The sequence below is a fragment of the Paractinoplanes deccanensis genome (genome assembly GCF_016862115.1).
Taxonomy (GTDB): Bacteria; Actinomycetota; Actinomycetes; order Mycobacteriales; family Micromonosporaceae; genus Actinoplanes; species Actinoplanes deccanensis.
Map to the genome: position 1 here is coordinate 41,128 of NZ_BOMI01000137.1, position 15,118 is coordinate 56,245.

The 15,118-nt window shown below is 71.3% G+C and carries 12 protein-coding genes and 1 pseudogene; 4 read left to right on the plus strand and 9 right to left on the minus strand.

The genetic code is table 11. The features are described from left to right. Nucleotides 1-782 precede the first annotated feature (782 nt). The 4 genes from Ade02nite_RS33855 to Ade02nite_RS33870 all read right to left on the minus strand — a co-directional run bounded on the left by Ade02nite_RS33855 (nucleotide 783) and on the right by Ade02nite_RS33870 (nucleotide 4,910). Complete coding sequence (locus tag Ade02nite_RS33855) at nucleotides 783-1,910, minus strand: glycosyltransferase family 4 protein (RefSeq protein WP_203772737.1); 1,128 nt, start codon at nucleotides 1,908-1,910, stop codon at nucleotides 783-785. Further along, a complete protein-coding gene (locus tag Ade02nite_RS33860) occupies nucleotides 1,910-3,160 on the minus strand; it encodes a M48 family metallopeptidase (RefSeq protein WP_203772738.1) in 1,251 nt (416 codons plus the stop codon). The genes Ade02nite_RS33855 and Ade02nite_RS33860 overlap by 1 nt, the downstream gene beginning before the upstream one ends. A gap of 49 nt (nucleotides 3,161-3,209) precedes the next feature. Next, nucleotides 3,210-3,431, minus strand: a complete 222-nt coding sequence (locus Ade02nite_RS33865) for a hypothetical protein (RefSeq protein WP_203772740.1) — start codon at nucleotides 3,429-3,431, stop codon at nucleotides 3,210-3,212. Nucleotides 3,432-3,539: 108 nt separating this feature from the next. Beyond that, nucleotides 3,540-4,910: an NYN domain-containing protein gene (locus Ade02nite_RS33870; RefSeq protein ID WP_203772742.1), complete on the minus strand. Its 1,371-nt coding sequence runs from the start codon at nucleotides 4,908-4,910 to the stop codon at nucleotides 3,540-3,542. A gap of 105 nt (nucleotides 4,911-5,015) precedes the next feature. On the opposite strand from Ade02nite_RS33870, the gene Ade02nite_RS33875 reads away from it, so the two are divergent. The 4 genes and pseudogenes from Ade02nite_RS33875 to Ade02nite_RS33890 all read left to right on the plus strand — a co-directional run bounded on the left by Ade02nite_RS33875 (nucleotide 5,016) and on the right by Ade02nite_RS33890 (nucleotide 10,316). Next, complete coding sequence (locus tag Ade02nite_RS33875; RefSeq protein WP_203772744.1) at nucleotides 5,016-6,815, plus strand: DEDD exonuclease domain-containing protein; 1,800 nt, start codon at nucleotides 5,016-5,018, stop codon at nucleotides 6,813-6,815. A gap of 88 nt (nucleotides 6,816-6,903) precedes the next feature. Next, nucleotides 6,904-8,694, plus strand: a complete 1,791-nt coding sequence (locus tag Ade02nite_RS33880) for a RelA/SpoT family protein (RefSeq protein ID WP_203772746.1) — start codon at nucleotides 6,904-6,906, stop codon at nucleotides 8,692-8,694. A gap of 21 nt (nucleotides 8,695-8,715) precedes the next feature. Next, nucleotides 8,716-9,204: pseudogene (locus Ade02nite_RS33885) on the plus strand (NUDIX hydrolase); the annotation flags it as partial. A 275-nt stretch (nucleotides 9,205-9,479) separates the two neighbouring features. Then, nucleotides 9,480-10,316, plus strand: coding sequence for a sugar phosphate nucleotidyltransferase (locus Ade02nite_RS33890; RefSeq protein ID WP_203772748.1), 837 nt, complete (start codon nucleotides 9,480-9,482; stop codon nucleotides 10,314-10,316). Between the two features lie 152 nt (nucleotides 10,317-10,468). Here Ade02nite_RS33890 and Ade02nite_RS33895 read toward each other — a convergent pair whose 3' ends face one another. From Ade02nite_RS33895 to ctaE, 5 genes are all read right to left on the minus strand, one after another. Beyond that, entirely contained in the window at nucleotides 10,469-10,756 is a 288-nt protein-coding gene (locus tag Ade02nite_RS33895) for an Lrp/AsnC family transcriptional regulator (protein WP_203772750.1), read from the minus strand. A 98-nt stretch (nucleotides 10,757-10,854) separates the two neighbouring features. Then, nucleotides 10,855-12,462, minus strand: a complete 1,608-nt coding sequence (gene qcrB, locus Ade02nite_RS33900; RefSeq protein WP_203772752.1) for a cytochrome bc1 complex cytochrome b subunit — start codon at nucleotides 12,460-12,462, stop codon at nucleotides 10,855-10,857. After that, on the minus strand, nucleotides 12,459-13,571 hold the full coding sequence (gene qcrA, locus Ade02nite_RS33905; protein ID WP_203772753.1) for a cytochrome bc1 complex Rieske iron-sulfur subunit: 1,113 nt from the start codon (nucleotides 13,569-13,571) through the stop codon (nucleotides 12,459-12,461). The genes qcrB and qcrA overlap by 4 nt, the downstream gene beginning before the upstream one ends. Continuing rightward, entirely contained in the window at nucleotides 13,568-14,416 is an 849-nt protein-coding gene (gene qcrC / locus Ade02nite_RS33910) for a cytochrome bc1 complex diheme cytochrome c subunit (protein ID WP_203772755.1), read from the minus strand. The genes qcrA and qcrC overlap by 4 nt, the downstream gene beginning before the upstream one ends. Nucleotides 14,417-14,465: 49 nt before the next feature. Beyond that, entirely contained in the window at nucleotides 14,466-15,065 is a 600-nt protein-coding gene (gene ctaE, locus Ade02nite_RS33915) for an aa3-type cytochrome oxidase subunit III (protein WP_097320326.1), read from the minus strand. Between the last annotated feature and the right edge of the window lie 53 nt (nucleotides 15,066-15,118).

A 15,118-nucleotide genomic window follows, 5' to 3' on the forward strand; every position in this document is an offset into this window, starting at 1 on the left:
CAGTAACCTATTCACTCACGCCCCATGCACTCACGCGTGTTCCGCGCCCCGCCCCACCACGCCGTCACACCGCACCCCGCCGCCGCGCCGCGCCCCAGGCCGTCACCGCGCCACGCCCCACCACGCCGGGCGCCATCACCCGCTCATCGCGCCGTGTCCCAAGACGCCCAGCTAACGCGCCGCGCCCCAGGATCCCAGTCATTCCCCGCCGCGTCCCGCCCCGCCGCCGTTACCGCGGCACGCGGGGGAATCCGACGCCCCATAAGTCGAGCAGCCCGAGATCACCCACGTCACCGCGCGGCACACCGCCACTCGGCCTCACCGCGTTCGCGACGCAGCCAGCTTCACGACGAGAGAACGAACGTTCTGTCCAGCCAATGCCCCACACCGTGAGGCCGGAGGCGTCCGCGACCCGCCAGGCAGAACGAACGTTCTGTCCAGCCAATGCCCCACACCGTGAGCCCGGAGGCGTCCGCGACCCGCCAGGCAGAACGAACGTTCTGTCCAGGCCGACACCGCCACGAAACCGCAGCCCGCGAACTCGCCCAACGAGAGAACGAACGTTCTCTCTCGCGGAGCCGGAGGACGAACCAGCGCGCCGGCGCCCCGCGGATTGCGCGGCAAAAGGCGGCAGCGCGGTGGGTGCGTGGTGGGTGCGCGGTGGGTGCGCGCCAAAAGGCGGTAGCGACCGGTCACCCACCAAAGACCCCACCGCAACCGGCGCGCTCAAGCAACCGAGAGGCGCAAAGAACGCAAACCGGCAACGGCGCGAGCCCGGCGGCTCAGGGCGCGTCAAGCATCTGGGTCAGCCGAGCCGCCTGCGTCTCCCAGCGCCACTCCTGCTCCACCCAAGCGCGGCCCGCCTTGCCCATCCGGGTGGCGAGGGCCCGGTCGGTCAGGAGGTCGGTCAGGCGGGCGGCCAAGGCCGGCACGTCGGTGCCGCCCACCACGTAGCCCGTCTCGCCCTCTCGGACCGCGTCGGGGGCGCCGCCGGAGTCGCCTCCTACGACGGGGAGGCCGGTGGCCGAGGCTTCCAGGTAGACGATGCCCAAGCCCTCGACGTCGAGGCCGGCGGCTCGGGTGCGGCAGGGCATCGCGTAGACGTCGCCGGCGGCGTAGTGGGCCGGGAGCTCGGGCCACGGCACCGAGCCGGTGAAGACGACGTGCCGTTCGACGTCGAGGTCGCGGGTCAGGCGTTCCAGCTTTTTGCGGTACGGGCCGCCGCTCACCAGGAGCAGGGCCGCGTCGGGGACCCGGCGGCGGATGGTGGGGAGCGCTCGGATCAGCATGTCCTGGCCTTTGCGGGGGACCAGGCGGGAGACGCAGACGATCACCGGGCGGCCGGTCAGGCCGTGGCGGGCGCGGATCTCGCTGCCGTCGACGCCGGGGTGGAACGTGTCCACGTCGACGCCGGGGGTGAGGCGTTCGAGGCTGGTCAGGCCGTGCAGGGCGCGGTCGAGGCGGACGCGCTGGTAGTCGGTCAGGTAGGTGACCACGTCATTGCCCCTGGCTATGCGGCGCAGCAGCCGGCGGGCGCCGGGCAGGGCCGCCCAGCCGATCTCGTGGCCGTGCGTGAGGGCCACCGCCCGCTCGATGCCGGCGGTGCGGCGCAGGCCGTCGGCGAGCAGGCCCAGCGGGGCGGCGGCGCCGAACCAGACGCGGTCGCAGCCGTGTGCTCGGGCCAGGGCGGCGGCCCGGCGGGCGACCGCGGGCGTCGGCAGCAGGACGCCGGTCTGCTCGCGGATCACCTCGAACGGCTGCTCGGCGTCGAACTTCTCGGCGCCGCGCCACGTCGAGGCATAGACCACCAGCTCGCCGGGCGGGCGGCGGACCGCCAGGTTGTGCACGAACTGCTGGATGCCGCCGGGGCGCGGCGGGAAGTCGTTGGTGATCAGCAGGGTGCGGGACATCAGCGCTCACCCCGGGCGTACGCGCGGGCCGCGGCCATGCGTTCCACGGTGGACGGATGTGAGGCGAACAAGGTGTGCTCCCAGGCCGGCGGATCGGGGTCGGACAGGTTGACGGTGCCGAGGCGGCGCTGCATCGCCTCGAAGGTCTCGGGGTCGCCCGTCAGATCCAGCGCGTGGGTGTCGGCGCGGGCCTCGACCCGCCGGCTCACGAAGGCCTGCGCCGGGCCCGCGATCAGCCCGGCCAGGGTGACCATGGCGAGCAGCAGTGCGATCGCCCGGGGCTCGCCGATGGTGTCGACCCCGGCGCGGCCCAGCAGCCACTGCCAGGAGCCGAGCAGGTAGAGCGCCACCACGGCCACCGCCGCGCCCAGGGCGCCCAGGATCGTGCCGGTCAGGACGTCGCCGTCCTTGGCGTGGCCGAGCTCGTGCGCCGTCACCGAGACGACCTCCGCCGGCTCGGCCTCCTGGAGCATCGTGTCGTAGACGACGATCCGGCGGGTAGGGCCGATCCCCGACACGTACGCGTTGACGGCCCGCGTGCGGCGCGACGCGTCCGCGACCAAGACATCCTTCACCGGTACGCCGTCACGCTCGGCCAGCGCCATCAGCGACGACCGCAGCGGGCCCTCGGGCATCGGGGTGAACTTGTTGAAGACCGGCTCGACCAGCACCGGCAGCACGAACGACAGCAGCACCACCAGCCCGGCCGCGCCCACCGCCCCGATCGCCCACCACCAGCGCGGCGCGAAGTGGGTGACCGTGTAGAAGCCGGCGAGCGCCAGCCCGCCGATGACCGCGCCGACCGCCCACGACTTGAGCAGGTCGACCGTCCACGCTCCCCAGGTCTGGGTCGAGATGCCGTATTTCACGACGATCGTGTGCCGCCAGGCCGCGAACGGCAGCGTGATCACCTCGGCTACCAGCACCACCGCGAAGCCGCCCAGCACCGCCTGGGCCAGCCAGTGACCGCCGAACGGGCGCCCGGCCTGGGTCACCAGCCACGCGCCCAGCGGGGTGAGCCCGAGCACCAGCGCCACGACGAGACCGGCCGCCATCGACCCGTAGGAGCCCGGGCGCAGCTCGGCGCGGAAGGCCCGGGCCCGCGCCACCTGGTCGCCGGGGAAGTCGCGCAGCGCGAGAAGCTGGTCGGCCCGGGGAGCGGGCGACCGATGCCACGGGATCGTCAGCGCGGCGACGACGGCGAGCCCGGCGAGCAGCAGCAGAAGGGCGACGAATGCCCAGAGCCGCATCGCGAGACCTCCCGTCGGCGGAAAAGGACCATGGTAGAGAGCGGGCCGGTCAGGCCACGTCACGGCCTCGCGGATACATCGGCACGACCACCGGCGGCTCCGGCGTCTCGAGCAGCTCGACCTCGAAGCCGGCCAGCTCCAACACCTCGATCGCCCGCATCTCGCCCGGCGTCAGATCCTCGATGCCGTCCGGCGTGTTGGCCAGCGCGGAGACCAGGCAGCCGTGGCACTCGCCGGGGGCCCGATCGCAGCGACCGCAGTCGATGATCATCACTCCTCCTCTCCCGATGGCGGCCCGGAGCAACGGGGGGAAGCGGACAGCCACCATCAGTGACCATCACGGTACGAGGGGGGTATGACAAAAACGCGGACGCGTAGGTCAGGACCGCGAAAGACGCCGTAACAGAGAGTCGGCCCCCATCGGGTAGGCGCCGTGCCGGCGGACCCCGTCGGCCACCTCGCGGTCGGAGGAGATGACCACGATCGGCCGCCCGGACGGCTCGGCACGCACCAGCTGGCGGATGAGCTCGTCGGCGGTGTCGCCCTTGCGGGAGAAGAGCACCCGCACGCCGCGCGGCGACGGCGGCAGGCCGTGCACCCGCTCGGCGCCGTCGAAGACGACGGTCACCTCGTCTCCGGTCTGTGCCGCGATGCCGCCCAGGCCGGTGATCAGGCGCTTGCGCTGCTGCTCGAGCGACATCTCGGCGAAGCCGCGCTTGGTCACGTTGTAGCCGTCGACGATCAGGTGCGCCCGCGGCAGCGCGAGCAGCTGGTCGAGCCGGCCGGGGTCGTCCGTGTCCTGCGCCCGGGCGCGGGAGCGCTCCGGCGAGCCGGGCACCTCGGCCACCGCCTCGGCCACGAAGTCGGCGGGCAGCTTGTCGGCCGGGTTGAGCGCCAGCTCGCGCCGCAGGCCGGACGCCGCCTGCCCGATCGTCTCGAGGAGCAGCCAGAGCCGCGCGTCGTCGACCGCCCGGGCGTCCTTGGCGCTCTGTTTGCCCGTGGCGGCCGCCGCCTCGGCCTCGGCCAGCCGGGTCTTGAGGCGGCGCACCTCGGCGTCGTGGTCGGCCGCCGTACGGGCGATGCGGCCCTTCTCGGTGGCGAGCAGGTCGGTGGCGCGCTTGGTGGCGGCCTGGGCCTCGCGCAGCGCCTTGGCCGTCGACCGGGCCTCCTCGCGGAGCTGGCCCATCTCCTCACGGACCCGGGCCAGCTCGTCGCGGAGCTTGTCGGCCTCGACCTTGGCGACCGCCCGGTCGTGCTCGGCGCGGGCGGCCCGCTGCTCGGCCTCGCGCACCTGGCTCGCGACCGCGGCGCTGTCGGCCTCGGCGATCACCGCGTGGCCGGCCTTGTCGATCAGGTCACGCCAGCCCTCGGGGCGGGTCAGGTAGGCCAGCGCGGCGACCTCGACCGGGTCGGCCGCGGCCGGCGCCACGCCGCCCGCGACGGCGGCGCCCAGGTCACCGGTGTCGGCCACCACGCGCGTGCTGATGCGCTGGCGGAAGAGCGGGTCGGCGGCGAGCTGCGCGGCGATCTCGCGGCCGCCGAGCCGGGCGCGGCGATTGGGGGCGAAACGGGCCACCTTGCGCATCTGGACCGGCATCTCGTCGGCCGGCAGCGAGGGCAGCGCCGCCGCGGACAGCGTCATGATCCGCTGGCGGACCGGCTCGGGCAGAACCGGTTCCGGGGCGTAGTCCGCATCCTGGACGGCCGCCTCCGATTCGGGGCGGTCGCTGGAGGGCAATGGCGCGGACATCTACCTATTCTCACACCGCGGGCTGCGGAAAAGCTTGTCGAAGCAAGTGATCTTTTATCCCGCCCCAGCGGGAACATGTCATACCCCCTCTCTAATCTGCCCCGCGTGGCACAACCCGCATACGTCCAGGGCACTCTGGACACGCTTCTCAGCGCCGACGGCTCGGTCGAGCCGGCGGCGCTCTCGCTCGCCGACACGACCTTCGTCGTGCTCGACCTCGAGACCACGGGCGGCGCGGCCGACGGCGGCGGCATCACCGAGATCGGCGCGGTCAAGGTGCGCGGCGGCGTGGAGCTCGGCGCGTTCCAGACCCTGGTCAACCCGGGTGAGCGGCTGCCGCCGTTCATCACCGTGCTGACCGGCATCACCGAGGCGATGCTCGCCCCCGCCCCGCCGATCGAGTCGGTGCTGCCCAGCCTGCTCGAGTTCCTCCGCGGCGCCGTCCTGGTGGCCCACAACGCGCCCTACGACGTGGGCTTCCTCAAGGCGGCCTGCGCCCGGCACGGCTACGCGTGGCCCAGCCCGCGGGTGCTCGACACCGCCGCGATCGCCCGCCGGGCGCTCACCCGCGACGAGGTGCCCAACCGCAAGCTCGGCACGCTGGCCCAGTTCTTCCGCTCGGCCGTCGAGCCCACCCACCGGGCCCTCGACGACGCCCGGGCCACGGTCGACGTGCTCCACGGGCTGATCGAGCGCATGGGCAGCTTCCGGGTGCACACGCTCGGCGACGCGATCGACTTCGCCCGGGCGGTCACCCCCACCCAGCGGCGCAAGCGCCACCTCGCCGACGACCTGCCGAGCGTCCCGGGGGTCTACGTCTTCCGGGCCGCCGACGACCGCCCGCTCTACGTCGGCACGTCCAAGGACATCGCCAAACGGGTGAAGAGCTACTTCACCGCCAGCGAGAAACGCGCGCGGATCTCCGAGATGCTCGCCGCGGCCACCCGGGTCGAGGCCGTCGAGTGCGCCCACTCGCTCGAGGCCGAGGTCCGCGAGCTGCGGCTCATCGCGGCGCACTCCCCGCCGTACAACCGCAGGTCGAAGTATCCCGAGCGGGTCGTCTGGCTCAAGCTGACCGACGAGCCCTATCCGCGCCTGTCGGTGGTCCGCTCGCTCGCCGACGACAACGCCGCCTACCTCGGCCCGTTCTCGTCGCGGCGCACGGCCGAGCTGGCCGCGGCCGGGGTCTACGACGCCGTGCCGATGCGCCAGTGCACCCACAAGCTCTCGCTGCGCACGCCCATCGCCGCCTGCGCCCTGGCCGAGCTGGGCAAATGCCCCGCGCCGTGCGAGCACAAAATCACCCCTGAGGAGTACGCGGCGAGGGCCGCCCAGCCCTTTCGCACGGCGACCCACGGCGACCCCGAGCCGGTGATCCGTTCCCTGGTCGACCGCATGGAGGCGCTCTCCGACCGCCGGCGCTACGAGGAGGCCGCCGTCCTGCGCTCCCGCCTGATCGCGCTGCTGCGGGCGACCGTGCGCATGCAGCGGCTGTCCGCTGTCACCCGGCTCGCCGAGGTGGTCGCGGCCCGGCGCAACGACGTCGGCGGCTGGGAGATCGTCGTCGTGCGCCACGGCCGGCTCGCCGCGGCGGCCACCTCCCCGCCGTACGAACATCCCCGCCCGACCCTCGACGCCGCCCGGATGACCGCCGAGACGGTCCTACCCGGACCGGGCCCGGTGCCCGCCGCCTCCGCCGAGGAGACCGAGCGGATCCTCGCCTGGCTCGAACGAGCCGACACCCGGTTGGTGGAAACTTCCGGCGACTGGGTGTCACCGGTTCGTGGCGCCGCGCGCTTCACCGACCTGCTCAACCGGGCAGAAGCGGCAGCTTCGGGCAAAGACTCGTCCGTTCGCTCATCTGTAACTGACCGTTCGGATGACGCTCGCTCGCTTAGGCTGTAAGGCAAGCGAAATCTCCGGCCTGGTTCGCGGGGCTTCGCGGCGATTTGGTCCCGCGGTCACGCGGGCCACTGCGGTGAGGGGGTGTCCAGTGGACGTCGACGCCGGCCACGGCGCCGCCCTTGGACGTGCCCTCCCGAAGCCTGCCGCCGAGGTGTCACTCGGCCGCCGCCTGCGGTCGTTCCTGAGCTTTCAGGGCAACGACGACGACCCGGTCACCGTCCTCACGCGCACCCACCGGGCGATCCATCCGTCCGCCGACGCCGGGGTGCTGCGGCGCAGCTACGCCATCGCGGAAAACATGCACCGCGGCCAGATGCGCAAGAGCGGCGACCCGTACATCACGCACCCGCTCGCCGTCGCCCAGATCTGCGCCGACCTCGGCATGGACACCACGACCCTGGTCGCCGCCCTGCTGCACGACACGGTCGAGGACACGAGCTACACACTCGAGGCGCTGCACGGCGACTTCGGCCCCGAGGTGGCCCACCTCGTCGACGGCGTGACCAAGTTCGACAAGGCGTTCTACGGCAAGGTCGCCGAGGCCGAGACCATCCGCAAGATGATCGTGGCGGCCGGCAAGGACGTCCGCGTCCTGGTGATCAAGCTGGCCGACCGGCTGCACAACATGCGCACGCTCGACGCCCGCTCCCCCGCCAGCCGGGCCCGCATCGCCACGGCCACCCTCGACGTGCTGGTGCCGCTCTGTGACCGGCTCGGCATCCAGGCCCTCAAGCGCGACCTCGACGACGTGGTGCTCTACCACCTCGAGCCCGAGTCCTACGCGCGCATCGACGAGCACGTCAAAAATCGTCCCGGCTGGAGCGAATACCTGGCCGAGGTGAGCGCCAAGGCGCGCACGGCGCTGCGCCGCTCCCGGGTGTCGGCCGAGGTCACCCCGCGCCCCCGGCACTACTACTCGATCTGGAAGGACACGGTCGCCGGCGGCCACAAGGTGCCCTTCGACCTGCCGCGCATCGCGGTCGTGGTCGACGGCCCCGAGACCGACTGCTACGCGGCCCTCGGCGCCATCCACGGGCAGTGGCGGCCCGTCGCCGGCCGGTTCAAGGACTTCATCGCCTCACCCAAGAACAACCTCTACCGCTCGCTGCACACCACCGTGACCGGCCCCGACGGCCGCCTGGTCGAGGTGCTGATCCGCACCGAGACGATGCACGACTACTCGGAATACGGCGTGGCCACCACCTACCGCTATCCGAAGTACGCGCAGACCGCCGAGGCGTCCGGCGCCGACCAGCTCACCTGGCTCAAGCGGGTCCTCGACTGGCAGCAGGACACCACCGACGCCGCCCAGTTCCTCGCCTCGCTGCGCTGCGACCTCGCCGAGGCCCAGATCACCGTGTTCGCCCACGGGCACGCCTTCGAGCTGCCGAGCGGCTCCACCCCCGTCGATCTGGCGTACGAGCTGGGCCCGCAAAAGGGTGACCAGTGTCTCGCGGCTACGATCAACGGCCGGCTGGCGCCGTTGAGCTCCCAGCTCCGCGACGGCGACGTGGTCGAGATCTTCTCCGAGACCGACGGTCACGTCGAGGTCGAGCCCAACGCGCCGCGCGGCCCGCGCAAGGAGTGGCTGGGCTTCGTCAAGTCGAGCCAGGCCCAGCTCCAGATCAATCGTTACTTCGACGAAAAGAACGAGCCGGGCATCAGCATCGCCGACAAGGTGCGGCTGGGCCGCGCCACTATCGGCCTGACCCTGCGCAAGCACGACCGGGGCCTGGCCAGCGAGGTGCCGCTGCGCCGCCTCGCCGAGGAGCTGGGCTACCCCGACCTCGAGACCATGCTGGTCGCCGTCTGCGAGCGCAACCTCGAGCCGGACGCGGTCGTCGAGCAGCTCATCGCCCTCGTCGACCACCCCGATTAGAGTCCCAGTAGCCTTGCGCTTGTGAGTTTCCCTCGGGTCGTTCGGGCGTACGCGTATCAGGCCTTCTACCGGTTGCCGAGCGCCGCCCGCCGCCGCATCGCCGGGCTGGTCGCCCCGAGATACCTCGTGGGCGCCGTGGCGGTGATCCGTGACACCGAGTCGAGCGACCCCGACCGCATCCTGCTGCTGCGCCAACCGCCCAACCGGGGCTGGAGCCTCCCCGCCGGCCTGCTCAAGAAGCACGAGCGCGCCGAGGTGGGCGCGGCCCGCGAGCTGTTCGAGGAGACGGGCGTACGCCTCGCCCCGGCCGACCTGACCCCCGGCAACCCCAACGCGATCATCCACCCGGTCGGCGTGGTCGACACGGTCTTCTTCGGCTCGGTCCCAGCGTCCACCACCCGGCTGGCCGTCGACGGCGGCGAGATCCTCGAGGCGGCCTGGTTCCCGGTCGACGACCTGCCCCGCCTGACCGTCAACACGGCCCACCTGCTCGCTCAGTACGACATCGGCGGCGCGCAGACCGCGGAGCTGGCCCGCCGAAAGGCCGCCCGCGAGGCCGAGGTGACCGGCGACCCCAAGCCCGCCGACCCGACGGCCAGCGACCCACAGCCTGGCGATCCGAAAGCCGGCGACCCCAAAACCGGCGACCCCAAAACCGGCGACCCCAAAACCGGCGACCCCAAAACCGGCGACCCCAAGACCGCCGATCCCAAGACCGCCGACCCCAAGACCGGCGACCCCAAAACCGGCGACCCCAAGGCCGGCGACCCGAAGACCGCGGATCAGTGACCGAAGTCTGCGGCGTCGTCCTGGCGGCCGGCGAGGGTCAGCGGCTGCGCCCGCTCACCGAGATCCTGCCCAAGGCGCTCTGCCCGGTCGGCAACGTCGCGCTGCTCGACCGCGCGCTGGCGAGGCTGGCCGCGCTCGGCCTCTCCGGCCCGGGAAAGGCCGCCGTCAACGCCGCCTACCTTGCCGAGCAGGTCGTGGCGCACGTCGGCGACCGCGCGCACCTGTCCGTCGAGCCCGACGGCCCGGTCGGCACGTCCGGCGGCGTGGGGCGGCTCAAGGGCTGGATCGACGGCCGCGGCGCACTGGTGGGCAACGCCGACGCCTATCTGGCCGATCCCGGTCGTGAGCCGGGTAAGGACATCGCCGCGCTGCTCGACGGCTGGTCCGGCGACACCGTTCGCATGCTCACCAAGACCAACCCGCCCGGCGCGACCGGCGGTTTCAGCGGCCGCCGCTTCGCCGGCTTCTCGCTGCTGCCGTGGCGCTACGTCCGCGGCCTCTCCACCGAGCACAGTGATCTGGTGCGCACCGTCTGGCGGCCCGCCGAGGCCGAGGACGCCCTCGAGCTGATCAACTACGAGGGTTCCTACATCGACACCGGCACGCCCGGCGACTATCTCACGGCCAATCTGCACGCCGCCCGCGCCCGCACCCTCATCGACCCCACCGCGACGATCACCGGGACCGTCACGGACGCCGTGGTGGGCGCGCACGCCACCGTCCACGGCGAGATCACCCGCTGCGTGGTGTGGCCCGGCGCCGAGGTGACCTCCGGCGAACGGCTGACCGACGTCATCCGGGCACCCGGCCCGGTGACGGTCGCGGCCGCGTAGCGGCCGGCGCCACGAGAGCCAGCCGACGCGAAGGCGCCGCGAAAGCCAGCCAGCGCGCGAAAGCCAACCAACGCCGCGAAGGCGCCGCATAGCCGCCGGCGCCGCGAAAGCCAGCCAACGCCGCGAGACGCGGCGAAGACGCCGGGAAGGCGTCAGTCGGCGTCGGGCAGGCCGATCGCGAAGGCGTCCTCGAGGTCGTGCTTCGAATAGGCGCGGAACGCCACGTACGTCTCCGTGTTGACCACGCCGGGGGTCTTGGAGACGCGGCCGGCGATGACCTCGGCGATGTCGTCGAAGCGGGCCACCCGGACGATCGCGATGAGGTCGGCGCCGCCGGCCACCGAATAGACCTCGCTCACGCCGTCGAGCGCGGCGAGCGCCTCGGCCACCTCGGGGATCGAGTCGGTGGCGCAGTCGATGTGCACGATCGCGGTGTTCACCAGCGGGGCTCCTCGCCTGTGAGGGGTGCGGATCGCACCAATGCTAACGACGAGAAGGGGCCCGCCGAAGCGGGCCCCTTGACGTGACAGCGTGCGGATCAGCGACCGGAGGTGATCTCCTCGCGCTCGTCGCCGGAGACCGGCGGCATGCCCGGCGAGACCGGGGCCTCGGCCGGCTTCTCCACCGGGTAGAAGAAGCCCTTGATGGCGGGCGCGAGCGCGCCGACCCGGTTCATCTTCTTCGGGACGACCCAGCCGCCGTACGGCAGCGGCTCGGGGTGACCGTGGTCGTCCACCGGGCCGAGCGGCTGGTGGACCTCGACGAACTGCCCGTTCGGCAGGCGGCGGATGATGCCCGTCTCGACGCCGTGCGCCAGCACCTCGCGGTCGTGCTGCTGGAGGCCGAGGCAGACGCGCACGGCCAGCCAGTACATCAGCGGCGGCCCGATGATCAGGCCGAGACGTCCGGCCCAGGTCATCGCGTTGAGGCTGATGTGGAACTTGTCGGCGATCACGTCGTTGGCGCCGGAGATCGTGGCGACCAGGAAGAACGTGAGCGCCATGGCGCCGATGCCGACCCGCTCCGGGTTGTCGCGGGGACGCTCGAGCAGGTTGTGGATCCGCTTGTCACCGGACTTGCGGGCCTCCAGCCACGGCCAGAGCATCGGCAGCGTGAACAGCGTGCCGAGGCCGACCACCGCGGGCCAGAACAGCGGCGGGATGCTGTAGTCGCCGATGTAGATCTGCCAGTTCGGCATGAGCCGGACCAGGCCGTCCATGAACATGACGTACCAGTCGGGCTGCGACGCCGAGGAGACCTCGGACGCGCGGTACGGGCCGAACAGCCAGATCGGGTTGATCTGGAAGAGACCCGCGAGCAGCGCCACCGTGCCGAAGCAGGCCATGAAGAAGCCGCCCTGCTTGAGCGCGTAGCGCGGGAACATGCGCTCGCCGACCACGTTGGTGTTGGTCCGCATCGGGCCGGGCCACTGGGTGTGCTTCTGCTTGAACACCAGGGCCAGGTGGATGCTGATCAGCGCCAGCAGGCCGCCGGGGATCAGCAGCACGTGGGCGATGTAGAAGCGGCCGATGATCAGGTGGCCCGGGAACTCGCCGCCGAAGACCGCGGCGGAGAGCCAGGTGCCGACCACCGGGATCGACAGCATGATCGCCGACGCGATGCGGAGACCGGTGCCGGAGAGGCCGTCGTCCGGCAGCGAGTAGCCGGTGAAGCCGGCGAAGAAGCCGAGGAGGAACAGGATGATGCCGATCACCCAGTTGACCTCACGCGGCTTGCGGTAGGCGCCGGTGAAGAAGATGCGCGCCATGTGCACGACGATCGACGCCATGAAGAGCAGCGCCGCCCAGTGGTGCATTTGGCGCATGAACAGACCACCGCGCACCTCGAACGACAGGTGCAGCGACGACTCGTACGCGGCGGACATCTCGGTGCCGCGCAGGGCCGGGTAGGCGCCCTCGTAGGCGACCTCCTTCATCGATGGGTCGAAGAAGAGGGTCAGGAAGACGCCGGTCAGCAGCAGGATGATGAACGAGAAGAGCGCGATCTCACCCAGCAGGAACGACCAGTGGTCGGGGAACACCTTGTTGAGCAGCGCCCGCAGCGGCGTGGCCGCCTGGAACCGCTCGTCGGTGCCCCGCGCGATGGTGGCCGGGGCCTGCGCGAGATCTACTTTCCGGCGCTTCACGGCCGCTCCCAGAAGTCAGGTCCGACGGTGTCCTTGAAGTCGGACTTTGCCACGAAGTAGCCCTCGTCGTCCACGCCGAGCGGCAACATCGGCAGACGCCGGCTCGCCGGGCCGAAGACCGGCTGCGCGTTGCGGGTGATGAGGAACTGCGACTGGTGGCACGGGCAGAGCAGGCGGTTGGTCTGCTGCTCGTAGAGGCTCGCCGGGCAACCGGCGTGCGTGCAGATCTTCGAGTACGCGACGTAGTCGCCGTACATCGAGCCGCGGTTGCGCCGGTCGGCCTCCGCGTTGCGCCGCGTCTCCTCCGCGTCGTCGGGACGCAGGTGGATCAGCAGGGTCGGCGAGTCGGCGAACTCGTTGGTGGCGCCGCCGGGGATGCCGGGGAAGACCGTCGCCTGGCCACCGGTGCTGATGTCCTCGGGGCGGATCGGGGTGCCGTCCTCGCGGGCCAGCCGCACCGGGTTGCCGTTGTTGTGCACCGGGTTGAAGCCGGTCGAGAACAGCGGCGGCGGGTCACCCTTGTGCGGGTTCTCGATCAGGCCACCGATCAGCGGGGCCGCGGCCGCGATGCCCAGCGGCGCGGCGGCGAGGCCGATCGCGCCCTTGAGCAGCGGACGGCGCTGCACGCCGCCGGCCAGCTCGTCGGCCACGAACATCGCGGTCTGACCGGTGATCAGCTGCTCGTCGGTCGGCGACGCGCCGTCGTGCCGCTTCTGGATCGAGACCTCGTGCGGCAGCAGCTTCTTGGCCCAGGCCAGGATCGCGAAGCCGAGGGCGAACAGCGAGATGCCCAGGGTCAGGCCCAGCGCGGGCGTGTAGTAGTCGCCCATCGTGTGGCCGAGCTCGAACCGCCACGGCCACCAGATGTAGAAGCCGAGGAAGGCGAGCGCGGCCAGGCCCGAGATGATGAACAGGAAGGCGATGTTGCGGACGACCCGCTTCTCGGCCTTCGAGTTGGTGCCCTGGAACTGCGACTCGTAGGTGATGATCTCGATCTCGTCGCGGCGCAGGCCCTCTTTGACGATGTCGAAACGGCTCACCTTGGGGTCGAACACGTCGACCGTCGAGGCCTGGCGGTCGGCCTCGGAATCGTGCTGGACCGACGTCATGACTTCCCCGCAATCCACAGCGCTGTGAAGACCAAGAGGGTGATGCCGACCAGGAAGACGGCCATGCCCTCGGTCGACGGGCCGTAGCGGCCCAGGTTGAACAGACCGCCCGGGTCCTTGTCCTCCTGGAGCTGCATGGTGATGTAGGTGATGATCTCGCGCTTCTGCTCCGGCGTGAGCTGGTTGTCACCGAAGACCGGCATGTTCTGCGGGCCGGTCAGCATGGCCGCGTAGATCTGCTCGGGCGTGGCGTCGTGCAGGCTCGGGGCGTACTTGCCGGACGAGAGCGCGCCACCACCGCCGCCGAAGCCGTGGCAGGAGGTGCAGTTGACCCGGAAGAGCTCGCCACCGCGGGCCAGCGCCTCGGGGTTGGACTCCAGGCTCTCGGTCAGTTCACCCTCGGGGATCTGGGGGCCTCCGCCCAGCTCCTGGATGTACTGCGCGAGCTGCTTGGTCTGGGTCTTGTCGAACTGCGGCTTCTTCTGCTCGGCCTGGGCCTCCTGGCGGACCATCGGCATGCGGCCGGTGCCCACCTGGAACTCGACCGAGGCGGCGCCGACGCCGATCAGGCTCGGGCCGCGGTCATCGACACCCTGCGCGTCCTTGCCGTGGCAGGTGATGCAGCTGTTGTCGAACAGCTGCTTTCCTTCCTGCGCGGTCGCGGAGAGCTGGCGGTCGTCCTCGGCGAAGGCTCCCGGGGCGAAGGCGGTGTAGACGCCGCCGGCGAGCGCGAGGGCGGCGAGCATGCGCACCGCCGCGCCGAGCCGCCGGCGCGCCCGGCTGGGCGCTTTGCGCCGCCGGGAGAACACCCTGAGGCGCCGTCGGGCGGGGGTGTCTGAAGTCATGGGCTGTGTCCCTCTGGATGTTGACCTGAAGCTCATGGACGGATGCGGGCTACTGAAGCCAATAGATCATGGCGAACAGCGCGATCCACACGATGTCCACGAAGTGCCAGTAGTACGACACGACGATCGCCGAGGTGGCCTGCGCCGGGGTGAACCGGCCCATGGTCGTACGGATCATGTAGACGATGAAGGCGATCAGACCGCCGGTCACGTGCAGGCCGTGGAACCCGGTGGTCAGGTAGAACATCGAGCCGTAGCCGTCGCCGTTGAGCTTGATGCCCTCGTGGACGAGGTTGCGGTACTCGTTCGCCTGCCCGAGCACGAAGATCAGGCCCATCACGAAGGTGATGGTGAACCAGCGCCGGAGCGCGAACACATCGCCCTTCTCCGCGGCGAACACGCCGAGCTGGCAGGTGACCGAGGAGAGAACCAGGATCACCGTGAACGTCGTCGCGTACGGGATCTCGAGGTGCTGGGTGTGCTCTTCCCACAACTCGGGCGCCGCCGCACGGATCGAGAAGTACATGGCGAACAACGCCGCGAAGAACATGAGTTCGCTGGAGAGCCACACGATCGTGCCGACGCTCACCATGTTCGGTCGCGTCAGCGAGTGGATCCTGCTCTTGTCGATGGCTGAGGCCGCTGTCACGAGGCTCATTATTGCCCCGCGATCAGTCCAAGGTGTCGCGGGGGGTGGAATCC

Bases quoted from the DNA above. Each gene is read 5' to 3' on its own strand.
- qcrC (WP_203772755.1), bottom strand. From the start codon at position 14,416: ATGACTTCAGACACCCCCGCCCGACGGCGCCTCAGGGTGTTCTCCCGG.
- qcrA (WP_203772753.1), bottom strand. From the start codon at position 13,571: ATGACGTCGGTCCAGCACGATTCCGAGGCCGACCGCCAGGCCTCGACG.
- Ade02nite_RS33870 (WP_203772742.1), bottom strand. From the start codon at position 4,910: ATGTCCGCGCCATTGCCCTCCAGCGACCGCCCCGAATCGGAGGCGGCC.
- Ade02nite_RS33860 (WP_203772738.1), bottom strand. From the start codon at position 3,160: ATGCGGCTCTGGGCATTCGTCGCCCTTCTGCTGCTGCTCGCCGGGCTC.
- Ade02nite_RS33865 (WP_203772740.1), bottom strand. From the start codon at position 3,431: ATGATCATCGACTGCGGTCGCTGCGATCGGGCCCCCGGCGAGTGCCAC.
- Ade02nite_RS33855 (WP_203772737.1), bottom strand. From the start codon at position 1,910: ATGTCCCGCACCCTGCTGATCACCAACGACTTCCCGCCGCGCCCCGGC.